We start from the raw sequence: 22,365 nt of genomic DNA, 5'->3' as shown, positions 1-22,365 counted from the left end.
TATCACCATAAGAATTACTGGCTGATATGTCCTTCGACACGCCGTGCTGCGCCGAAATCATCCAGATACTGGTACTCGAACGTGGATTTTATTTGATTTACGCTGGCCCCTTTCAGGATGAAATCTTTGCTTCCACCAGGTAGCAGCATGTCACCCTTTTCACTTATTACTTTATGACCAGTAGTGTCTTCTGCCGTAATTTGTGCCACATTAATGTGGTAGGGTGAGTTATTGAATGCCGTTAACTGATTACTTTTATTACCTTTGCGCCATATAAGACCAGATGCTGCTGTTTCCGCACCTTTATAATCCAGCGTGGCTGGACGATAAAAAAGTTTAATACGACTTCTGATAGCCATTTGTAGTTGGTTTTTATCGGCAAAACTTTTATCGCGAGGAGGAATGTCCAGTACATTGAGCCAGAACAACGACTCTTTATCAGAAGGGAAGGTAGTGCCAGTAACAACGATACGTAATGTTTGTCCTTTATTTGCTTCCATTCGGAATACCGGGGGCAGCAAAACAAAGGGAACGTCAATTTTATCCAGCGGTTGATTAGGATCGCCATTATCTATCCATGCCTGAACCAGAGCTGGACGTTCACTGCGATTATCCAGTCGTACCGTTACCTCTTTTTCAGAAGCAGGGTAGATAATACGGGTGCCTGTAATTGTCACACTGGCGAGAGCTGGCATTGAAAAAACGCAAGCAATCATCAGTGAGGCGATGAAGTTAACACTTTTTTTTTTCATAAATGGCTGAGTTTTTAAGAGAGGGGGAGAAAAAAGGTGGGGAAGTTAACTCCCCACCCGAATCAATTAGAGGTAATTGATTGAATAGGTTACTGATGAAGCAACAGTACCTGAAGTTGCTGCAGCAGTAGCAAAGTACTGAGCGGCATAAGTCAGGGTTGCCGCGCCATCAGTCAGGGCTGCAGTAAGCGGAGAAGCTGACTGCTCGGTGCTGCCAGCGTTCAGCGCAACGCTGTTATTGTCCAGCAGCTGCAGGTCGACGTTAGTTGCGCTACCAGTATTGGTCAGACGGCCGTTGGCATTAACGTTAGCGCCTTGCTCAAAATAGGCAAAAACGTTACCGGTTTTAACCGCACAATCGCTCAGATCGATGTTAAAACGTGTAGCACCAGCAGTCTGACCTGCGGTTTTCAGCAGGCTTGAAGAGACCGCAGGCAGTGCCACGGTATTGGTACTTGGACCACCGTTAACACTTACGGTACAAGTCTGGCTGTTAATCTGGCCAGTAAAATTGATGGTGCCATCAGATGCTTCTGCTGCATTAACCTGCGCCGCTGCCAGTAACAGACCAAGAGAAATCAAAGATACCTTTTTCATATACTTTCCTTTGTATAAAAAATAAAAAGATGAACTGCATTAACAATGAGCAGTGACGATGACCTGCAACCACTCAAAGTAGGGTTACGGGAGAAATCATCTCGCCGTAATTAAAAAAACAGCAGGCCAAAGGCCACTGTAATGCCCAGACCAACAATGCCAAGGCCAAAGTCACGACCACTAACGGTACTGGCATCAGGAACGGCATCAGGACGGATCCATTCGGTTTTTTCTTCCTGAGAAGGCGCGTTCAGGTTTTTGAAAAAGTCGAGAATCATTGAGGTTAATGAACCTCCACTGACGCAGGAAACTTCACTTGCTTTTAATTCACGCATTTTTGTACCTTATGCCGCAACGGGTTTGTTATTCAAATCAAACTGGTTTTCAGTCATTTGTGTAAACCAGGCTGACGTTGCATCCCAGCCATTCATCGCGCCATACAGAGCACCATCAACCAGACCAACTACGGCGCCGACGATTAAACCTACACCGCCAGAAATAATGCCAGCGCCAAGCACGCCACCCGCACTTCCACCACTCATTGCCCATTTCAAACCGAAAGAAGTGATGCCAGCAACAGCCCCAACAACAACTGAACCAATAAAATCAAAAAAGCCTGCACCTGAAACGTGTTGCATTTCAAAAGAAGTTAACTCTCTCACTTATCTGTCTCCCTTATTAGTTTTTAATACTTTTCCACTTGAGCTGCGCTATTAAATAAATTAATTGAGGCTATTTAAATAGTAAATCATCCATAATGAGTTTTGTTTTTAGTTTTGGTTGGTTTATTTACAATTACGTAACCTGCATGGTAATTATGTAACCTTCGCATTTCCTCTCGTCTTTATTATAGGTAAAGGGGGGCGGAGTTACGCTTTGTTAGGTGTTTAGTCCCATTTTAATTATCCGGATCCTATAGTTAATGATATCTGTTACCCGCAGGATTCTGAGGTCCCCATCTTCTTAACGTGCCACAAGATTGCCCCTTACAAGAAAATCAGCTCAATTTATAGAACCTTACTCAACTACAAATAACGATAAAGACATTGGATGAAATGGTTGGGCCATTTGACTATATAAAGGCAAATAAACAGAATAAATGGCCATTTATTTTGTTGCTACATACAATATCCTCTGTTTGGTGGTGGGATTCTTTGTCTGCTTCGGATTGCGCTTTTGAGGATAAAATTTTTTCTGAACAGGCATTAACATTGATTCCAATATTAAGGAGGAAATTAAGATGATTTTTTTTGGTTCAGGATTTTGTGATGGAGGGGGTTTAAATTGCCACTTCGATAACATCGGTAATCATATGGGTATGTGAAAGTGAAATTTTAGGAAAAAAGTTATAACACAATAACTATATCCCTGTTTTGCGGATATATGATCTGAAAAATAAGTTTTAAGCAGTGTTTGGTGTGGTTGTTTCCTTGCTTACTGGATTTTGATCCTTCCTTTTGACTGGTTTGTGGGATTGAATTTTACTGAGCTGATTTTATTATAGCGAACCCGATAATTCTCTTTTCCCAGTTTATGGGTTGGAGAACAGGTAGCGAAAAAATCGGCTCACCAGGAACAAGCAAAGATAACAGCGCAGACTGGTTTTTCTAAAATTTAAATATTGAACATGAGTTGCTTATCCCAGGCTTGTGTATCAATTGAATTGGGTTAATCGATATGTATAGAGTGAGTGAGAATCATGAGCGCATCATCGATGCATTGGCGGGTTATACCCAGATTGCTAATCCCGATGAGATATCACGGGGAAAGCGCCGCTATCATTTGACTAAAGATAACGTCCGGCGGGTCATGTTTATTCTTGATGGTGATTTTTTGATCAAGATAAAAGGGGAGAATAAAGTCCTTAACATTCTGGCTGCGCCTTCTGTTATCGGCGTTACGCCGGCGCTGGACGAGCCGCCCATATACCTCGAAAGAGTTGATTACGGTAAGGTCAGTTTTATTGATTATGAGAAATTCTGGATGCTGGTGTTTGAAAAGAACCTGTTTAACGATGCGATGTCAATTCTCTCAGGACAGTATTCTGATCTGATGAATTACATTCAACTGCCAAAGAGCAATTCTTATGATGAGGTGATTTCGTTGATTGGTCGCTGGAAAAAATTACCTCCGCACCTTAAGAAGCGCTTCTCGGCACTTTATCTGATCGAGCATAGCTCTCATCTTTCTAAGAGTTCCATCTGTCGGGTGTTAAAAGACCTGAAAGAGAAGGGAGAGCTTGAGTTGGTAAATGGTAAGTTTACCTAGCGTAATTTACTGCAGCTCGAATATCTGGGCGTTAAAAGGAAATAAAATGGATGTTAAGGTGATATGCAAGGATGACAATCTTTACTTTAAGCTGGGTATCATCGAGCTGATTAAAGAAGCCTTTCTGTTCAGTGCAAATGTGGATTTTTTAACCGGGTTTGACAGTAATAACCTGGCGAAAGCGGACATTATTATAATCAACTTCTCGCAATGGCGACTTCATTTGTGTCAGCCTGCGTACCAGTACAGAAAAAAAGGCTGCCTGCTATTTGGTGTTTACCGATCAGCCTGACAAAATTATCGCGGAAGAACTGCCAATATGCTACCAGTCATTGACGGTGATCTCATGGAGCACAAGTGTAAAAAATGTCAGAGATAAGTTCACCAAAGCCTGGCTGCTTGCACACGATGAAAGTTCGCACGGATTTCATTCATCAGATTGTGCACGTTGCAATTTTTCGCGGATTTCATTAGTCCAGTTGCAGGTCATGAGTTTCCTGAAAAAAGGCAATGACGCTCAGCATACAGCAAAATTTCTTGGTCTTTCCGTCAAGACTATCTATGCACATAAGTATAATGTTATGAAAAAATTTAATATCAAGGGAGATTATGAGTTTCACTCATTTCTTAATGCTGTTTCTTTACTGGAATTATACAAAGGGATAATAAAAGATGAATAGACAGGATACCCAGCTAAATTCACACTCATCTGTCTGGTGAATAGGTGAAATTTTTATAGATAATAACTATCAGAAGCCTCTGTAGAGCCAAATTCATGAGGCTCTTAATATTTCTGTGAGAGTCCTTCATGAAACATCCTTCTCAAAATGCCCCTCGCTGGATAAAGTTTCCTTTCAGCGCCGCTATGGCTATCGTGTTTATAATGATAATCGTTTTATTTAGTTACCTTTATTGCAACTATGCGGCGGCGGCGTCATTGAGAGCGGAGCCTTATACTGAGATTACCCACTCCCGCTCGGTATCTGAGGCATACGCAAAAGTAATTCTTTATCGGGTAGATGATGATAACTCGCCTGCGTCAAGAAAAGTGGTGAGCATTTTTATCAATAAGCAATATTTCACCAGCATTCTTCCCCGCAATCGTGCAGTCGAGCTCATTCTCTGCCCGGGCGCTATCGCGCTCGATATTTCAGTTGGTCAACTGGATAAGCGTCGTTTCGGACAATCTGAAAATATTTCGGCGACATCCCTGACGTTGCAGGCAGGAAAGCGTTACTTCAGTCAGATTGTTTTAAACAAACCGGATAAAATGACGGCTCAATGGGTTTCGGCGAGCGAAGCAGATAGGGCGCCGTTTAGCCTTAATCCTCAGTTGCTGACGCTCTCGGCCGTCGCCCCTCAACACTGCCAGCCATAACCGCTGCGACGGATTGAGTGGGCCTTAACGACGTTATAAAACGACATCTGTGTTGATATCACTGCGACTGATGGGCTGGTAAGCCTGAAAATCCTCCGATAACGAACCTGACAGGATGTTAAAAAACGCTAAATGTCGCGCCTGCCGGTATCCGTCAATGCTGGATACTGCGGCTTTGATCAGAATGCGTTATGTATTGTTCTGAGTCTGCAGTCAGAATCCCTTTCCTGGATGCCTGCACTATCGGTGTAACTGCGGCGAAGGCCCGATGCTGCAGCAGTATTGACCTCTGCACTACCCGCTGATGTCTATCCGCAACTACGATTCAATAAAAAAATCGGCTACGGCAGCGCCACTGGTCAGCTTCATCGGCCAGGCTGCCGTTTATCGATAACAGTGTGGCAAAATCATTCTCATGCCCCTTTTTGACCGTCCAAAGCCGGCGAGTACAGGTACCGGGCTAACATGCCCGACTGTTGCCGAAATAATAACCGGCAAAACAAAGCCAGCTTCAGGGCTGGCTTTGTTGGTTCACAGCAGATCACTGACTGCACGATAACGTGCTAAGCCCTGTACCTGTCTGGCTGGTCAATATCGTGCTGGGTTTTACTGTTCATGTTTAGTGTTTATCGATCAACCGCTCTTCATTATCATCAGCGGAAGCCGCAACATTGTTGCGGCTTCACGGGTTGACGATCAAAAGTTAAAGCGATAGCCGGCATTGACCTGACGCTGATTGAAACGACTGCCGTCAACGCTATCGGCTTCCAGAAAGAGGGTATGATTGCTGCGCTCAGCACTGATACCAATGCCGTTATTCCAGCCGGTTCCCTTAAAGGAGAGTCGTTCATCAGAACCATTCAGTGCATACTTCGCATCACCTGAAAACTCACGCATCATGCCGGTTTTAAAGTAACCATTAAATTTATAACCGTGTTGATTAATTTCATACCCCGCCAGCAGACTGCCCCGACCAATCACAGATTTATAGCCAGACAGGTCGATCTTCAGTCCGTTAGAGGCACGCAGCGAGCTGCCATCCTGATGACCGACCGTCAGCTGCAGCTGAGGTTCCAGGTAAACACCGTTGGCGCTGTCTGAGAAGCTGAATTTTTTCCCGGCTTCCAGTGATGCGCTGTAACCGGACGAGACGCCCGTTCCGGACACACGATTATGTTGCGTATCGTTGACGCTGAACTGATTTTTAAGCCGGTTGAATTTAATGACGCCATCGAGGTAGTAGCCGCTGTCATTTATCCAGGTGCTGTAAAGGCCGAAATGGCTGGAGTGGGTTGCACCCTTGCCACTTTGATAGTGTGGTGAGCCGTCTGTTGCTCCCATAAACAAACCCAGATAAACAGGGACTTCATCAGCAACACGTTTGTCTGCGCCGAACTGATAACCGCTATAGTTCATACTGAAATGACTTAACTTGCCGCTGGCAAAACCGCTAAAGCGACCATCAATACCACGCAGCCATACGTTGCCGGTGGTTTTACCCTGGCGTACATCGCCCATCCGTTGCATCAACGTTTGGGTTTCGGCGTAATTCAGTAAATAACCAATATTCAGGAAGTTTGCACCGGCATTAGCACTGCTGCTGATCACTGTCGGGCCGCTGGTTGCCGGCGGTGCTGCTGGAGCGGCGGGTGAAGCGCTGTCTTCACCCACTGCCGGTGGAACTGGCTCTGCTACTGGCGGCACGGCTGGCGATGCTTCGCCATTATCGGCTGGCGGAGAAGGCTCTGCTACTGGCGGCACGGCTGGCGATGCTTCGCCATTATCGGCTGGTGGAGAAGGTTCTGCTTCAGGCGACTCTGCCGGGGGAGCGGGTATCTCTTCCGGGGGGACGACTTCGACTTTTGGCGCGGAAAGCACCCAGTCGGTGCCCTGTTGGTTAACGGTGTAGACATAACCACCCAGTTCAACATCTGTGTCTCCTTTGAAGGTCGCGACGCCATCGGGCGTTTCAACCACGGTCAGCACTTCGTTACCGGTCGTGGTGGCGCTGCCCCGGTTTTGGATGAATAAGGTGTAATCACCCGCGCTGCTTTCAGTCACCACAACCTTATCGCCAATATTATTGACGCCATCTCCCTCCCCGACCAGATCGGTACGTAAGGCAAAATCGCCGTTGCCGCTCAGGTTAGCAACAGTAAGAGTGGAGTAAGCGTCGACGTCGCTGGCTGCGGTCATGTCGATCAGCGAATTATGCATTTGCAGGTTATCCAGCTCAGAATTGCCGGCTACCAGCCACTGACTGTCGGTCAGATTGACGTTAAGATGACCCTCATTGACATGGTCGCTGCCAGCACTGCCTGACCAGCGCGAGCCGGAGGCAAAATTGAGATCGATTAACCCACCTTGCGATATCACGCTACCGGTAATCGCCATTGTTGCGTCAGCGGCAATCACGCCCGGCGCATAGCCATCATCATGCTGAGTGGCGATCGCAACCCCTTCCGGCGAACCCATATCAACGGTTAAATCGCCGTGAAGATTAATCTGCCCGCCGCTTAAGGCGTAAGCCCCGATGGTGCTGTCCGCTAATCCGGTGATGGTCAGGTTCTCACCGTTAATCTGCCCATTGATTGCCAGCAAGCCAAACCCGGAACTATTGACACTATTAATGGCAATGTCGGTATTCAGCAGATTGACCATTGAGCCTGCAGACTGCGATAAAGCGCCGTATAAGCCCGCGGATTTTAACGTGTTCCGTTCTTCCCCGGTGCCAAAAAAATTCAGAACGGCGTGCTCACCCATCGCCACAATTGCACCGGTTTGAGTCGAGGAAATGGTACTGCCCGCGCCAACGTCGGCGACCCCGTCTTCTCTTACGGACAGGCCTGCGGCTTCCACTCCGGAGGTACTGATGGTCAGATGATCGGCGGTTAAATTACCCAGGCTCCAGATCCCCGCAGAGATATCACCTGTAGTAATGATGTTGGAATGGCTGCCAAGGTCTACTGAACTGTTTGCCTGAATATTAACCCCATTAGAGCGTTCGCCCAGCGTATTAATCGTGAGCTGATTGGCCGTCAGTAATGGCAGGCTGTCTGTAGCCTGGCCGGTCGCCGCATCAATCTGAACGCCGTGGCTGTTATCGCCGTTTGTCTGAATGGTGCTGTTATTTCCTAAGCTGACCTCTGTGCCGTAGCCGGAAACATGCAGGCCACGTCCGGCAGTACCCTGAGTGATAATTTGCAACTTCTCCGCTGTCAGGCTGGAGCCATTGCTCACCGTTACGGCATCAGCGAATCCATTGCCGGTTCCGACGGTAGCCACCGAACTGCCGGTACCTAATTCAGCGTGGGAATGCTTACCCGCCAGCTCAAAGCCGTTGGCTGTTTTGCCCGATACACTGACAATGAGTTTATCCGCAGTAAACTGGCTCTCCGGGCCTCTTAACACGATGCCCTGGGCGATATGGTCAGCATCGGTAACGCGGACGGTGCTGCCAATGCCTGCATCAACGGTCGCAGTGGTTCCGGTGGGCACCAGAATGCCGTAAAGTCCGCCACTGCTGATTTTGTCGCCCATCAGGATGGTGCCGTCTGGCAGGGTAATATCGCTGCCGGTCTGGCTTCCGATTATTGCCGCAGTGGTCGGGGCGGGCATAACGCTGACGCCACTGGCCAGCATTAGCATCTTCGCGATCTTGCTCATTCTAAATTTATTATTCATAGCCGTAACTCTTCCTTAAGATTTTATTAATGACCCGAATTCAGCGCTGTTAATCCTGATATCAGCAGAGGGATATTAAGCAGAATGAATGAGCAGACCGAGCGAATACCGGCCAGCTCAGTTGAAGTTAGTAAGTTGATTACCTCATTTTTAACCAACGTGACAGGATTATGCCGGGCAGAATCGAATTGTGTAAAGGAGCTGAGATTGCCGGGTTTTACCTTTTGAAGGCGGCAGTGTTCGCCTCTGAAAAGGATCTCCTTTGAAAATTAAGGTGATGCGACAATTGCCGTCAGGATATGGATGTTAAATAAGTTCACCTACATTCTTTTTTGATTATGCCTTTTTACAGTTAATCCGGGATTCGAAGGGGAATATCTGACGTTATCGCAGCTTGTTTATAATGAGTTGAATTGGGGGCGCGCGAATCAACCAGGTTCGTTGTCGAAAAATAACGCCTTATTGCAGGCTGGACATTAATGAAGTCATTAACGTTTATCGGTTAAATGATAAGCCGGGCAGGTAACCATTCCCTAATCATTGAAATGATTTTAAAGGCTGGGGATGACGGCCCAAGCTGAAGCTCATGCGGCGGCACTAATCAGCAATTAATAGACATATTAAAAAAATGACGCAGTTATAATGGCTAATCGCGCCGCTAACGAGTGATTTGATCGCCGTTAATAGGATTAGCCGGCATCAGATGTCGCCCGAATATGATGATTATCATTCATCGGCAAAAGCGGAACCCTGCAGTTTGTGTATTCAGACGAAAAGATGAGACGTTGTATAAAAGGTAAGCCGTACGGGTTAATGGGTAGCGGCAGGTTGCGATTGTGCGGGCAGCAGCCAGCGATAGCGGTTGTGATCGGACGCTTAAAATCGACCATAGCGACGGATTGTTACACCCCTGCCGGAAACTAAAAGACTGAGCATCAGGCGGAGGTTGTTCTGTCTCTTAGGTTCCGGCAGGAAAGTAAATTCACTAGCCGGATTTGTCGGTCCTGGTACAGAGAACATCTGGTTTTGCGTGATCAGTATGGGGAGCTAATTGACATGCCGCCAGGCTTCGCTGGGCACTTCACTGTAAATTTTATTCATTGCCAGTTCGGCTCGGCGGTGATCGTAAGCACCTTCGAAGCAAGCACGATCTTCTATTGGTACACCTTTGCGCATATAGCTGGTCGCAATATCAAGAATATCTTTACTTGGGCAATTTCTTAACTGTAATAAATAATCAATCTTCTTCATAAACCCTCACTTGAAAAGATAAAATTTTGGCCGTCTTAGTTGAGGCATCAATTATCAGGCTGGATGGCGGTTAACAGATTTGTAAGCTGATCGCGTTTGCCCGGCCAGAATGATGTCACCGGGTTAAGCATCAGGATGAGCAGAGCGCCAGGATAAATCAGCTGCGCACCGCGGTCGGGCCGCTGTTGCATCGAACCCATCCTGCTGACGTTCAGACTCACAATATTGCTCTCCTCGTAAAGTGACAGTGCCCATAAAGGCGTAACCCTTGCGTGGGTTTATCATCCTGGCCTTATCTGCTTACTGCATGCTGAGCTATCGGTGTCTGCTGTGGCGCATTTCAGGACGGAAATATCCGACTGTTTAGAAAATCCTGATGCAGATCGGTCAGCGCCGCTATTATCAGACATTTTAAGTGCTAAAAAATTTGATGTTAGCCGCTATAATGGTTTTGATTGGTTATTTATTGAGCGGTCTGGTTTGGGGGAAATAATATTTATGGCTGTGTGTTATTTGCTCTAAATAGGTATTTAATTGTAATTAAAGATTATTTTAACCAGGTTGAATTACCGCTGATTTTACAGTTAACCCGATATCAACATTCAATGAATAATAAAATAACGGCTGTTCCAAAAGTAGTCTGAAAAAGAGGAAGAGTGAACGGCCAGAATAATGCTCTGGCCGGAGCACGCCTTGTATTGGCTGGCCGGGGCTGAATCAGGACAGGTAAACCTGCGGTCGCCATCCTGACCTTTTACCCGCCGGGGAGTCTGGAGGTTAAGACAGCGGCTGTCGAATGTGTGTGGTCATCTCCTGGTGCCTAAACGCTATTTTCAGAGGTGTAAATGACGAACTCAACTTTGCCGGCAGTGTAGACTTGTGGTTTCTCTCCCTGCTCCAGATAGTTGAGCATCAGTTGCAGCGCCAGCTGCGCGTGTTGCCGGGTGTTCTGATCCAGCGTCAGGGCGAGACTTTGCTGCGCCAGCAGCGTGCGGGTGGTGGAATAAAGTTCATGGGCGATCCACACGCACTGATTAAGACGACGATGACGCGCCAGCGCCTGGCCAATTTCGGTATTGCCCAGACCGGTATTGTAAATACCCAGCAGGTTGCCGCCCTTGATCAGCTGTTTTTCCAGCAGCTTACTGATGGCATCGCGATTTTCATCCGCTGCCAGCACCTCCCGCAGATGAAGATGTGGAAAACGCGCGCTCAGTACAGCACGAAAGCCTTCGATTCGTTCACGATGCGCGGTGTAATCCAGCCGTCCACTGACTATCAGTACCTCACCCGACTCAGGCAACATTTTGCCCATCAGCTGTCCGGCGGTGCGTCCTGCTTTGTGCTGGTCTATACCGACATGGCAGAGCCGGGCTGCGTCAGGCAGGTCGGTCACCAGCGTAATTACCGGCACACCACGCGCCTCACAGTGCGCCAGCGCAGCGTAAATCGCCGGATGCGCATGCGCAAAGACGATCAGACCATCCCGCGTTTCGCTGCCTGCCATAATGCGCTGTGCCAGTCGCTCATGCTGCGCTTCCGGGACAAAGGTACGGTGCAGCGTCACCCGCTGATAGCCCGGATGCATTGCCGCTTCAATAAAATCCTGCGCCAGCTGGCGGAAGAAAAAAGCATCATTGCTACTGATTAACACCTCAATCTGCCACGGCTGGCGATGCTCTTGCGGCAAAATACGTTTCAGCCCGCTGTCACGCGCCGCCTGCAGGACTTTACGCACCGTCAGGGGAGAGACGCCACCGCGCTCGTTTAGCACCCGATCCACGGTCGCCAGACCCACACCCGCACGCCGGGCGATCTCTTTCAGCGACATTCTTTTCTCCCCTGAGGTAAAGACCTCAACAACGCGATGTCACCAGTGTAACCAGCAAGGCTAAGCTGCAAAGGCCGCTTTCCGCTGGATTATGATGGAGTTCAAATAAATGAATAAAAAGCAACGTGTTGCCCTGTTGGGTTGTGGATTTATAGGTGAAGTGCATGCCGCCAATCTGCAGGCCCATCCGGCGACTGAGCTGGTCCTGGTGACCGATCCCGATAGCGCGCGTGCCGCTGCATTTGCTGCGCGTTTTGCTGCTCACGCCGCGCCAGTCAGCCAGGTAATGAACGATGAGAGTATCGATATGGTACTGATCGCCAGCGCGACACCGACCCATGCCGATCTGCTGGTGGCGGCGGCGCGTGCCGGCAAAGCGATCTACTGTGAGAAACCTATCGATCTGTCACTGGAACGCGCCCGCCGGGCGGTGGCGCAGGTGTTGCCCTGTAATGTGCCGGTCACAATCGGGTTTAATCGCCGTTTCGACCTCAGCCACCAGCAACTTAAGCAGCAACTCCGGCAGGGCAGAGTCGGGCCAGCCGAGCTGATTCAGATGGTCTGCCGTTCTTCTGAGATGCCGCCGCTGGCCTATCTGCAGGCGTCCGGCGGACAGATGCGCGATCAGGCGATCCATTTTTTTGATCTGCTACGCTGGCTGACCGATGACGAAGTGACGGAAGTGGCCGCCATGGGCGCAGCGCTGGCGCTGCCTGCCATCAGCGAGTTTGCGGACGTGGACACCAGCATGCTGCTGCTGCGGCTGCAGCGTGGCGGGCTGGCACAACTGGATAACGCCCGGCGCACCGGCTACGGCTACGATGAGCGGATCAGCGTGATGGGGCCGCTTGGTATGCTGGCGTCCCGCAGTCAGCAGCAGCAGGGCGTGACCTGCTATCAGCGCGAGCAGATCCAGCAGCCCGGGTTGCTGCCCGACTGGCTCAGCCGGATAAAGGCGACCTGGTATGCGCAGCTGGATGCGTTTGTCCGTTCGCTGAATGGCGAGAGGGTTGACGATCTGCCTGGGCTGGAAGATGGTCTGCAAGCCCAGGCGATTGCTGAAGCGGCGGTGATTTCGCTGGCCGAACACCGCTTCTGTCGGGTTGAAAAAGTGTCGATCTAATCCGGATCGGCAGCACGATCTGCCTGCCGGTCAGCCAGTAATACGTTGCTGAGGTTACCGTCTGTCACCCCTGCGCCATCAAAGTAATAACAGACTCAGCCCGCGCTGCGGATTATCCCGTCCCGCGCCGCCTCGGTGAGTTTTCTGCTGCTGGGAAATGGCCTCGGTTTACTGGCCCGCCCGGAACGTGAAAGCGCCGATGAAAGCCAGAATGTCCGCGATCTTGAGGCGCATTACATGTCGCTTTACAGTGCGGAAACCCTGGCGGATACCCCGGGCGCTCCCGATCTGCTGCAACGTGGACTGGATCGCACCCGGCTCGATTTGGGCATGCAGATTACGCCACAGCAGCTGCACCTGCCGCAGGCTGAGCTGAAAATGGTGCGGATGCTGCGCTATGAACGCACCTCAATTGCGCAGATTGCCTGGCTGCAGGCTGATTTCGGCCCGCTGGCGCTCTCTATCTCGCCCGAATCCCAGGCAAGCCACGCGGTTTAGCGTGAGCAGCGCCACGGTATGCAGCTGGCCTGGTGGGCCGATCAGCGACATCAGTTTGTCCTGATCGGCCGTAATCCACCGGGGCAACTGGCCGCCATTGCTGAAACATTACGGTCAGCGCTGCGCGGAGGCTGATTGGACAGCAGTTACAGTGGGGGTTTGGTCTGAGCGGTGATGGTGAGGGCAATCGCCACGTGGTCATCGACTATTCCGACCAGCCGGTCAACCCGGAAGGCGGTGCGGGATATCGCGGTGGTAGCATGCAGCGTCAGCGATTGTGATCCAGAGGTGAGCGGCTGGCCACCCTCCAGCGTCGCCAGCATCACCACCGGCCGGCTGACATCTTTCACCGTCAGGATGCCAAAGATTCGGTATTCCCCCGCCCCCAGCGCCGCAACCCGGCTGCTGACGAAGCGGATCCGCGGATAATGCTGCGCATCAAAGAACATGTCACTTTTTAGCTGCCAGGTTAATAAGGCGTTTGAGGCGACCAGCGTATCGACGGGAATGTACACCTCAACACGATCGTCCCTGTCCTGCCCGGCGTTGAGCGTCACAGTGCCGGTCACGCCTTCAAGATGCGCCTGTGAAAAGCGGTGGCCAAAGGCACGCCACGACAGCCCGATGGCGGTCTTATCGGTGGCGATGAGGTAGGTCACCGGCGCGGCGTGAAGCGACGCGCTTAAGAAACAGCTCAGGCTTAACAGACAGGCGATGCGGATCATCAGATGGTTCTCTTTATATGTGCAGGTAAGGTGTTAACGTCTGTCGGGCTGAATGTATTCATTTTATCGCACGGCCAGCTTTACTTTTGATTGAATAAAATCGGCCAGCAGTAAACGGTTGCAGCGCGAATACCGTTATTGCCCGGAATCGCGCCTGACCAGTATCCCTGCTAAAACAGCTGACCTGCAGGTAAAAATCTGACGCTAACACAGTGGCCCTCAACCCACGATCAGTGCGTGAGTAAACCGGTGTGGCTAATATTAAGAAAACCTTAAGCCGATAACATTTATTCTGAAATTATTTTCCCGTGCGCGTTACAGCAGTTTTTAATTGCACTTGCGTGTCGTGATTATTTTTATTTTCATGAAAATAAACGATTTTTAATCGGTTTTTGGTTATTGATTCAATTTGATGGCAGAGTCGTTAACCCACCTGATACTCATCGATTATAAACCTGTTGTCAATAAGACGAAAAGAGTGGCAATCGATATAATTATTAATGTTAAATAACTGAACTTTTCCGAAAATGATTAAATGAAACTGTTTTTATTTTATTGGATTTAACCCACTTCATTTAATGTTCAGTTAACTTTTGTGCGTTAGCGTGTATCACCAGTCAGATATTTTTAATTTGTTAAAAGATCGACGCGCGCTCTTTAAAAGGGTGCCAGCGGGAGATGCGCTATTTCCTCGCGACGACTGGCGTTGCGCATGATTAACGTGCGTGCCTGTTAATTGTTTAGCACTGCAGGAGCTTCACCATGGCATTTTTGCCTTTTTCACGCCCCGCGTTTGGCGATGAAGAACTGGCCGCCGTAAAAGCGGTTTTTGACTCCGGCTGGATAACCACCGGCGAGAAATGCGCCGGGCTGGAGCAGGCATTTATACAGCTGACCGGCAATCAGCATGCCATCGCCGTCAGTTCGGCGACGGCGGGGATGCACGTCACGCTGATGGCCCTCGGCATTCAGCCGGGCGATGAGGTGATTACGCCGTCGATGACCTGGGTTTCCACCCTCAATCTGATCACCCTGCTTGGGGCAACGCCGGTGATGATTGATGTCGACCCGGATCATCTGATGGTGATGCCCGAACAGATTGCCCACGCCATCACGCCGCGCACCCGCGCCATTATACCGGTGCACTATGCCGGTGTGCCGGTGGATCTGGACCCGATTTATCAGCTGGCGCGCCAGCACGGCATTGCGGTGATTGAAGATGCCGCCCATGCGGTCGGCACCACCTATCGCGGCCAGCATGTCGGACATCAGGGCACCGCGATTTTTTCCTTTCATGCGATTAAAAATATCACCTGCGCGGAGGGTGGGCTGGTAGTGACGGATGACGCCGCGCTGGCCGATCGGATCCGCAGCCTGAAGTTTCACGGCTTGGCGGTTGATGCCTTTGATCGCCAGACTCACGGCCGCCAGCCGCAGGCAGAAGTGTTGATGCCGGGCTTTAAATACAACCTGCCTGACATCAGCGCCGCCATAGCGCTGGTGCAGTTAAAAAAGCTGCCGGGTTTTATCGCGCGCCGCAGTGAGATTGCCCGGCGCTATCTTGATGCCCTGCAGGCGCTGCCGTTCACGCCACTGTCGTTGCCCGACTGGCCGCATCAGCATGCGTGGCACCTGTTTATTCTGCGCATTGATGAGTCGCGCTGCGGACTGTCACGCGATGCGTTTATGCAGGCGCTGAAAACGCGGGATATAGGATCGGGACTGCATTTCCGCGCTGCCCATACCCACAAATATTACCGTGAGCACTTCCCGCAGCTGCGGTTGCCTGCCAGCGAATGCAACAGCCAGCAAATGTGTTCAATCCCGCTGTTCCCTGGCATGACCGATCAGGATGTGGAACGGGTGATCGCGGCGTTGCATGACATTGCGGGAGCCTGCGATGCGTGACGTAAAACCTATCAAGCTGCTGTCCGTGGTTATCCCGGTCTACAACGAGCAGCAGAGTCTGCCTGAACTGATTCGCCGCACCCGCGCAGCCTGTGATCCGCTGGAACTGGAGTATGAAATCCTGCTGGTCGATGACGGCAGCAGCGATCGCTCAGCAGAGGTCATTGAACAGGCGGCAGCCCTTCCGGATAGCCCGGTGATTGGGGTGCTGCTCAACCGTAATTATGGTCAGCACTCCGCCATCATGGCGGGCTTCAGCCACGTCCGCGGCGACGTCATTGTCACGCTTGATGCCGATCTGCAAAATCCGCCGGAAGAGATCCCGCGGCTGGTTGACGCCGCCCGTCAGGGCTATGACGTGGTCGGGACCGTGCGGCAACAGCGGCAGGATAGCTGGTTCCGTCGTCAGGCTTCCCGCACCCTGAACCGGCTGATCCAGCGGGTGACCGGCCAGGTGATGGGCGATTATGGCTGCATGTTACGCGCCTACCGTCGTCATATTGTCGATGCGATGCTCAACTGCCACGAACGCAGCACCTTTATTCCGATACTGGCTAATACCTTTGCCCGCCACACCATTGAGCTGCCGGTCATCCATGCCGAACGGGCGTTTGGCGACTCGAAATACAGCTTCATGCGGCTGATCAACCTGATGTATGACCTGGTGACCTGCCTGACCACCACGCCACTGCGCTTGCTCAGCGTGGTCGGCAGCCTGATTGCGCTGACCGGCTTCGCCTTTTCCCTGGTGTTAATTGTGCTGCGGCTGTTCTTTGGTGCCGCCTGGGCGGGCGACGGCGTTTTCGTGTTGTTCGCCGTGCTGTTCATGTTTATCGGCGCGCAGTTCGTCGGTATGGGCCTGCTCGGTGAGTATATCGGGCGTATTTATAACGATGTCCGGGCGCGTCCGCGCTATTTCGTTCAACGGGTTGTTAAGGCTCCGCAAGCGCCTTCAGTTCAGCCATCAGTAAAGGAAAGTTCCCTATGAAGACCCTCGTTTTCGCCTACCACGACATGGGCTGTGTTGGTATCACGGCGTTGCTGAATGCCGGCTATGAGATCGTCGCCATTTTTACCCACAATGATGAGCCGACCGAAAATCACTTTTTCGGATCGGTGGCGCGGCTGGCGGCTGAACAGGGTATCCCGGTCTATGCCCCGGACGAGGCGAACCACCCGATCTGGCTTGACCGCATCCGCACGCTGGCGCCCGACATGATTTTTTCGTTCTACTACCGGCACCTGCTGAGCGACGAGATTTTGCAGTGCGCCCGTCATGGCGCGTTTAATCTGCATGGTTCGCTGCTGCCAAAATATCGGGGCCGGGCACCGCTCAACTGGGCGTTGATCAACGGCGAACGCGAGACCGGCGTCACCCTGCACCGGATGGTGAAACGGGCCGATGCCGGTAATATCCTGGCGCAGCTGCGGGTGGCGATTGAGGATCAGGACACGGCGCTGACCCTGCACCGTAAACTGTCGGCGGCGGCGGCGCAGCTGCTGAACGATCTGCTGCCCGATCTGCGTCGCGGGCAAATCAGCGAATGGCCGCAGGATGAGAGCCAGACAAGCCGGGTCGGACGGCGCACCGCCGAAGATGGCCGCATCGACTGGCATCAGTCGGCGCAGGCACTTCACAATCTGGTTCGGGCGGTAACCGATCCCTGGCCGGGTGCCTTCGCCTTTGCCGGCTCGGTAAAATTTATCGTCTGGAAGAGCCGGGTTCACCCACAGCAACACCACGCCAGGCCGGGCACGGTGCTGTCGAAACAGCCTTTTCTGATCGCCTGCGGTGACGGTGCGCTGGAGATCCAGACCGGGCAGTCTGAGCATGGTGTCTACATGAACGGCAGCCAGCTGGCGCAAAGCTTAGGAATGGTGCCGGGTGCGCTGCTCTACTCGCAGCCGCAGTCGGTACTGCAGCGCCGTTCCCGGGTGCTGATCCTCGGCGTAAACGGCTTTATCGGTAATCACCTCACCGAACGGCTGTTACAGGATGACCACTTTGAGGTTTATGGTCTGGATATCAGTTCTGATGCTATCAGCCGTTTTCTCGATCATCCTCGCTTCCACTTCGTCGAGGGAGATATCGCAATCCATTCCGAATGGATTGAGTACCACATTAAGAAATGTGACGTCATTCTGCCGCTGGTGGCGATTGCGACGCCGATCGAATACACCCGCAATCCGCTGCGGGTGTTTGAGCTGGATTTCGAGGAGAACCTCAAAATCATCCGCGACTGTGTGAAGTATCAAAAACGCATCATCTTCCCCTCGACCTCAGAGGTGTACGGCATGTGTACCGACGCCAGCTTTGATGAGGATTGCTCCAGTCTGGTAGTCGGACCGATTAACAAGCAGCGCTGGATCTATTCAGTATCAAAACAGCTGCTGGACCGGGTTATCTGGGCCTACGGCGAGAAAGAGGGGCTGCGTTTCACCCTGTTCCGGCCGTTCAACTGGATGGGACCGCGGCTGGATAACCTCAATGCGGCGCGCATCGGCAGCTCACGCGCCATTACCCAGCTGATCCTCAACCTGGTCGAGGGGTCACCGATCAAGCTGATTGATGGCGGCAGGCAGAAGCGCTGCTTTACCGACATTCAGGATGGGGTGGAAGCGCTGTTCCGGATTATTGAAAACAAGCAGCAGAACTGTGATGGCCAGATCATCAATATTGGCAACCCGGATAACGAAGCCAGCATTAAAGAGCTGGCAGAGCAGCTGCTGGCCAGCTTCGAACGTCATCCATTACGTCACCAGTTCCCGCCGTTTGCCGGTTTCCGTGAGGTGGAGAGCAGCAGCTACTACGGCAAAGGCTATCAGGATGTCGAACACCGCAAACCGGCGATCCGCAACGCGCGCCGGCTGCTGGGCTGGACGCCGACCGTGACGATGGATACCACCATCGATAATACGCTCGACTTCTTCCTGCGTACTCTTGAACAGCAGGCTGATCATCGATGAAAAGCATCGGTCTGCGGATTGACGTCGATACCTGGCGCGGCACGCAGCAGGGCGTGCCGGCGCTGCTGGCACTGTTCAGGCAGCACGCTATACGCGGCAGTTTTTTCTTCAGTGTCGGACCTGACAACATGGGACGCCATCTGTGGCGTCTGATCAAACCGGCTTTTCTTTGGAAAATGATGCGTTCGCGCGCCGCCTCGCTGTACGGCTGGGACATCCTGCTGGCCGGCACCGCCTGGCCGGGCAAGCCGATTGGCCGCGGCCTGAGTCGCATTATGCAGGAGACGGCCCGGCAGCATGAGGTCGGGCTGCACGCATGGGATCATTTTGCCTGGCAAACCTGGGCCGGTGTCTGGCCGGAGGAGAAACTGATTGAGCAGTTAGCCCGCGGCAACGAGACGCTGAGCGAGATCCTTGGTCAGCCCATCAGCTGCTCGGCCGCCGCAGGCTGGCGCGCCGACGGGCGGGTGATGGCCGCTAAACAGCACTTTGGCTTTCACTACAACAGCGACTGCCGCGGCAGCGGCCCGTTCGTGCCGATCCTGCCTGACGGGCAGGCCGGCACGGTACAGATACCGGTCACGCTGCCCACCTGGGATGAAGTGGTGGGCCGACAGGTCAGTGCGAACGGTTTTAATGGCTATATCCTCGAGCAGATGCTCTCCGCCGGGGAAACGCCGGTTTATACCATTCATGCCGAGGTGGAAGGCATTGTCGGCTATCAGGACTTTGCCACGCTGCTGACCTGGGCGGACCGCAACGGCATTGAGTTTTGCCCGTTAAGCGCGCTGCTGCCCGCCGATCTCTCAACCCTGCCGCGCGGCAACGTGGTGAGAGGCGAAATTGCCGGGCGGGAAGGGTGGCTGGGCTGTCAGCAACTGATTGATGAGGTGAAAGAGCCCCGATGCGGATAACCAGCAAATGGCTGCTTTTTTTTGGTTTTTTTGCCCTGTATTACCTGATTCCGCCGATGTTTCGCGATCTCTGGCAGCCGGATGAAACCCGCTATGCGGAGATCAGCAGCGAGATGCTGGCGACCGGTGACTGGGTGGTGCCGCATTTTTTCGGCCTGCGCTATTTTGAAAAGCCAGTGGCGGGCTATTGGGTCAACACGCTGTGTCAGTGGCTGTTTGGTCACACTCTTTTTGGCGTGCGGGCCGGATCGATAATCACCACTACGCTGACCGCCGCGCTGATTTACTGGCTGGGCAAACGGCTGTTTGATTCACGGCGTACCGCGGCGGTGGGTGCGGTGATTTTCCTCAGCTCTCTGCTGGTGTACGGGGTCGGGACCTATGCGGTGCTCGATCCGATGCTGATGTTGTGGCTGGCGGCTGCGATGTGCAGCTACTGGCTGGCAACCCAGGCTGACGCGCGCACCACCCGGGTCGGTGGCTACCTGCTGCTCGGCCTCGCCTGCGGTATCGGATTCATGACCAAAGGGTTTCTGGCGCTGGCGGTGCCGGTGCTGGCGATTCTGCCGTGGGCGATCTGGCGTCGGCGGATCGCTGAACTGCTGTTCTATGGTCCGCTGGCGGTGCTGGCGGCGGCGGCGATCAGCGCACCCTGGGCGCTGGCGATCTGGCATCAGGCGCCCGATTTCTGGCACTACTTCTTCTGGGTTGAGCATATTCAGCGTTTTGCCGAACCGAATGCGCAGCACAAAGCGCCATTCTGGTATTACCTGCCGGTTTTACTGCTGGGGGCGTTACCCTGGCTGGGACTGCTGCCCGGTGCGCTGATGACGGGCTGGCGCGAAGGTCAGCATCAGGTTGCAGCACGCTATCTGCTGAGCTGGACGGTGATGCCGCTGCTGTTTTTTAGCCTGGCAAAAGGCAAGCTGCCGACCTATATCCTGCCCTGTTTTGTGCCGCTGTCGCTGCTGATGGCGCACTACGGACTACAGACGGCGCAACGGGCGGGGCGGGCGCTGAAGATCAACGGCTGGCTGAATGCCCTGTATGGCGTGGTGATGCTGGCTACTTTGCTACTGGTGCTGGCACCGTGGAGCCTGACACACCATCCGCTGTTTGCGTCGGGTGAAAACAGTAAACTGGCGCTGGCGGCGCTGGCGTTCCTTAGCTGGTCGCTGATCGGCCTGTACAGCACCCGTTACGCCAGCCATCGCTGGCAGGCAGCGGCGCTTTGCCCGTTAGTCGTTGCGCTGACGATCGGCCCTGTGATGCCGGATAAAATACGTGACGCCAAACAGCCACAGCATTTTGTGGCGGCAATCAGCGATCGGCTGGCCGGCAGCCGTTATATTCTGGCGGATAATCCGGGCGTCGCCTCGGCGGTTGCCTGGCATCTGCGGCGCAGCGATATCGGTTTTTATGACCAGAAAGGCGAACTGGAATATGGGCTGAGCTATCCGGATGCGCAATCCTGCTTTCTCAGCGAGGCCGACCTGGCCGGCTGGCTCACGGCGCATCGCCGTATCGGCAGCGTGTCGTTGCTGTTGCTGGTTGACTCGGTGCACAGCGATATCGCAGCGGCGATCCCGGTACCGGATGCGGTTTATCGTCAGGGCAGGCTGGTCAGCCTCTATTATGGGCAGACTCCCTGATGGTGCTGCTGATTGTGCTGGTGAGCCTGCTCAGCTGCAGCGCGCAGCTATGTCAGAAACAGGCCACGCGGGTCAGCGGTTCCCGGATGGCGGTTACTGGCTGGCTGGCGGGCAGCGTGCTGCTGCTGGGGATCGCCATGATCCTGTGGCTGGCAGTATTACAGCGGGTGCCGGTCAGTCAGGCGTATCCAATGCTGAGCCTCAATTTTATCTTCGTTGCGCTGGCGGCGCGCATCATCTGGCGTGAGCGCCTGACGCTGCGCCAGATCGGCGGCACGCTACTGGTGGTGATTGGGGTGACGCTGCTGGGCAGCCAGCTATGAAAAGATACGGCTGGATAACGGCCAGCGTGCTGCTGGTGTCAGCGGCCCAGCTGATGATGCGCTGGGCAATGCCGCAACTGCCCGACCTGCATAGGCTGAGCTGTTGCGGCAGTCCGCTGGCGCTGCTGCCCGTTCTGCTGCTGCCCACCCTGTCACTGACGGTCGGGCTCGTGGCCTACGGATTGTCGATGTTGTGCTGGCTACGGGCGTTGCGCTGTTTTCCGCTCAGCCGGATCTATCCGCTGCTGAGCCTGAGCTATGTGCTGGTGTGGCTGGCGGCCGTCAGCCTGCCGTTTTTCCATGAACCTTTTAGCTGGCGTGGGCTGGCAGGTATCGCGATTATCATTCTCGGAATAACGTGTCTGCTGCTGGAGGAATAAAATTTCCGCCAGCCTGGCCGCTCGCGTCACCTTATCGCGATCGGACGACCACGGACGCTTATGCCGTCTGACCGGGCAGCCCCGTGCTGCTCTTTTCCCGCATATTTTCGGTGG

The 22,365-nt window shown here is 52.8% G+C and carries 22 protein-coding genes; 13 read left to right on the top strand and 9 right to left on the bottom strand.

Annotated features, from left to right (window positions below):
- Positions 1-14 precede the first annotated feature (14 nt).
- The 4 genes from AC6I8D_RS23885 to AC6I8D_RS23870 form a co-directional block, all read right to left on the bottom strand.
- A complete protein-coding gene (locus AC6I8D_RS23885; protein ID WP_497821121.1) occupies positions 15-752 on the bottom strand; it encodes a fimbrial biogenesis chaperone in 738 nt (245 codons plus the stop codon).
- Positions 753-818: 66 nt separating this feature from the next.
- On the bottom strand, positions 819-1,349 hold the full coding sequence (locus tag AC6I8D_RS23880; RefSeq protein ID WP_312056203.1) for a fimbrial protein: 531 nt from the start codon (positions 1,347-1,349) through the stop codon (positions 819-821).
- A gap of 110 nt (positions 1,350-1,459) precedes the next feature.
- Positions 1,460-1,684 carry a hypothetical protein gene (locus AC6I8D_RS23875; protein WP_497821120.1) on the bottom strand — a complete coding sequence of 75 codons (225 nt, stop codon included), beginning with the start codon at positions 1,682-1,684 and terminating at the stop codon, positions 1,460-1,462.
- A 9-nt stretch (positions 1,685-1,693) separates the two neighbouring features.
- Positions 1,694-2,011 (bottom strand): hypothetical protein, encoded by a 318-nt coding sequence (locus AC6I8D_RS23870; protein ID WP_312056200.1) that lies wholly within the window; start codon positions 2,009-2,011, stop codon positions 1,694-1,696.
- Positions 2,012-3,026: 1,015 nt separating this feature from the next.
- Between AC6I8D_RS23870 and AC6I8D_RS23865 the strand changes: the two genes are divergently transcribed.
- The 4 genes from AC6I8D_RS23865 to AC6I8D_RS23850 all read left to right on the top strand — a co-directional run bounded on the left by AC6I8D_RS23865 (position 3,027) and on the right by AC6I8D_RS23850 (position 4,995).
- Positions 3,027-3,617 carry a helix-turn-helix domain-containing protein gene (locus tag AC6I8D_RS23865; RefSeq protein WP_312056199.1) on the top strand — a complete coding sequence of 197 codons (591 nt, stop codon included), beginning with the start codon at positions 3,027-3,029 and terminating at the stop codon, positions 3,615-3,617.
- Between the two features lie 46 nt (positions 3,618-3,663).
- The gene (locus AC6I8D_RS23860; protein ID WP_497821119.1) at positions 3,664-3,909 is read left to right on the top strand and encodes a hypothetical protein; all 246 of its coding nucleotides are present in this window, start codon (positions 3,664-3,666) and stop codon (positions 3,907-3,909) included.
- Positions 3,890-4,297: a LuxR C-terminal-related transcriptional regulator gene (locus AC6I8D_RS23855; RefSeq protein WP_497821118.1), complete on the top strand. Its 408-nt coding sequence runs from the start codon at positions 3,890-3,892 to the stop codon at positions 4,295-4,297. The genes AC6I8D_RS23860 and AC6I8D_RS23855 overlap by 20 nt, the downstream gene beginning before the upstream one ends.
- Positions 4,298-4,425: 128 nt before the next feature.
- Positions 4,426-4,995: a hypothetical protein gene (locus tag AC6I8D_RS23850; RefSeq protein WP_497821117.1), complete on the top strand. Its 570-nt coding sequence runs from the start codon at positions 4,426-4,428 to the stop codon at positions 4,993-4,995.
- A gap of 696 nt (positions 4,996-5,691) precedes the next feature.
- Here the strand turns inward: AC6I8D_RS23850 and AC6I8D_RS23845 are convergent.
- From AC6I8D_RS23845 to AC6I8D_RS23830, 4 genes are all read right to left on the bottom strand, one after another.
- Positions 5,692-8,679: an autotransporter outer membrane beta-barrel domain-containing protein gene (locus AC6I8D_RS23845; protein WP_497821116.1), complete on the bottom strand. Its 2,988-nt coding sequence runs from the start codon at positions 8,677-8,679 to the stop codon at positions 5,692-5,694.
- 1,047 nt (positions 8,680-9,726) lie between these two features.
- On the bottom strand, positions 9,727-9,930 hold the full coding sequence (locus AC6I8D_RS23840; RefSeq protein ID WP_312760095.1) for an Hha/YmoA family nucleoid-associated regulatory protein: 204 nt from the start codon (positions 9,928-9,930) through the stop codon (positions 9,727-9,729).
- A 47-nt stretch (positions 9,931-9,977) separates the two neighbouring features.
- A complete protein-coding gene (locus AC6I8D_RS23835; RefSeq protein ID WP_497821115.1) occupies positions 9,978-10,151 on the bottom strand; it encodes a hypothetical protein in 174 nt (57 codons plus the stop codon).
- A 599-nt stretch (positions 10,152-10,750) separates the two neighbouring features.
- Complete coding sequence (locus tag AC6I8D_RS23830; protein WP_497821114.1) at positions 10,751-11,761, bottom strand: LacI family DNA-binding transcriptional regulator; 1,011 nt, start codon at positions 11,759-11,761, stop codon at positions 10,751-10,753.
- A 109-nt stretch (positions 11,762-11,870) separates the two neighbouring features.
- On the opposite strand from AC6I8D_RS23830, the gene AC6I8D_RS23825 reads away from it, so the two are divergent.
- On the top strand, positions 11,871-12,884 hold the full coding sequence (locus AC6I8D_RS23825; protein WP_497821113.1) for a Gfo/Idh/MocA family oxidoreductase: 1,014 nt from the start codon (positions 11,871-11,873) through the stop codon (positions 12,882-12,884).
- Positions 12,885-13,019: 135 nt separating this feature from the next.
- A complete protein-coding gene (locus AC6I8D_RS23820) occupies positions 13,020-13,382 on the top strand; it encodes a hypothetical protein (protein ID WP_497821112.1) in 363 nt (120 codons plus the stop codon).
- A gap of 146 nt (positions 13,383-13,528) precedes the next feature.
- Here the strand turns inward: AC6I8D_RS23820 and AC6I8D_RS23815 are convergent, their stop codons facing one another.
- Positions 13,529-14,107: a YceI family protein gene (locus AC6I8D_RS23815; RefSeq protein WP_497821111.1), complete on the bottom strand. Its 579-nt coding sequence runs from the start codon at positions 14,105-14,107 to the stop codon at positions 13,529-13,531.
- A gap of 762 nt (positions 14,108-14,869) precedes the next feature.
- Here AC6I8D_RS23815 and arnB point away from each other — a divergent pair.
- The 7 genes from arnB to arnF are packed head-to-tail and all read left to right on the top strand — an operon-like array spanning position 14,870 to position 22,251.
- Positions 14,870-16,015: a UDP-4-amino-4-deoxy-L-arabinose aminotransferase gene (arnB, locus tag AC6I8D_RS23810; RefSeq protein WP_497821110.1), complete on the top strand. Its 1,146-nt coding sequence runs from the start codon at positions 14,870-14,872 to the stop codon at positions 16,013-16,015.
- On the top strand, positions 16,008-17,003 hold the full coding sequence (gene arnC / locus AC6I8D_RS23805) for an undecaprenyl-phosphate 4-deoxy-4-formamido-L-arabinose transferase (RefSeq protein ID WP_497821109.1): 996 nt from the start codon (positions 16,008-16,010) through the stop codon (positions 17,001-17,003). Before arnB ends, arnC begins: the two co-directional genes overlap by 8 nt.
- Positions 17,000-18,982 carry a bifunctional UDP-4-amino-4-deoxy-L-arabinose formyltransferase/UDP-glucuronic acid oxidase ArnA gene (arnA, locus tag AC6I8D_RS23800; protein WP_497821108.1) on the top strand — a complete coding sequence of 661 codons (1,983 nt, stop codon included), beginning with the start codon at positions 17,000-17,002 and terminating at the stop codon, positions 18,980-18,982. Before arnC ends, arnA begins: the two co-directional genes overlap by 4 nt.
- Positions 18,979-19,896 carry a 4-deoxy-4-formamido-L-arabinose-phosphoundecaprenol deformylase gene (arnD, locus tag AC6I8D_RS23795; protein WP_497821107.1) on the top strand — a complete coding sequence of 306 codons (918 nt, stop codon included), beginning with the start codon at positions 18,979-18,981 and terminating at the stop codon, positions 19,894-19,896. The genes arnA and arnD overlap by 4 nt, the downstream gene beginning before the upstream one ends.
- Positions 19,887-21,548: a lipid IV(A) 4-amino-4-deoxy-L-arabinosyltransferase gene (gene arnT / locus AC6I8D_RS23790; protein ID WP_497821106.1), complete on the top strand. Its 1,662-nt coding sequence runs from the start codon at positions 19,887-19,889 to the stop codon at positions 21,546-21,548. Before arnD ends, arnT begins: the two co-directional genes overlap by 10 nt.
- A complete protein-coding gene (gene arnE / locus AC6I8D_RS23785) occupies positions 21,548-21,871 on the top strand; it encodes a 4-amino-4-deoxy-L-arabinose-phosphoundecaprenol flippase subunit ArnE (RefSeq protein WP_312760114.1) in 324 nt (107 codons plus the stop codon). Before arnT ends, arnE begins: the two co-directional genes overlap by 1 nt.
- Positions 21,868-22,251, top strand: a complete 384-nt coding sequence (arnF, locus tag AC6I8D_RS23780) for a 4-amino-4-deoxy-L-arabinose-phosphoundecaprenol flippase subunit ArnF (RefSeq protein WP_312760116.1) — start codon at positions 21,868-21,870, stop codon at positions 22,249-22,251. Before arnE ends, arnF begins: the two co-directional genes overlap by 4 nt.
- Positions 22,252-22,365: the final 114 nt, after the last annotated feature.

The sequence above is a fragment of the Pantoea sp. X-Soil-MYKO-1785 genome (assembly GCF_059730675.1).
The sequence above is the reverse complement of the archived record's forward strand: the minus strand, read 5'-3'. Positions and strand labels throughout refer to the sequence as shown.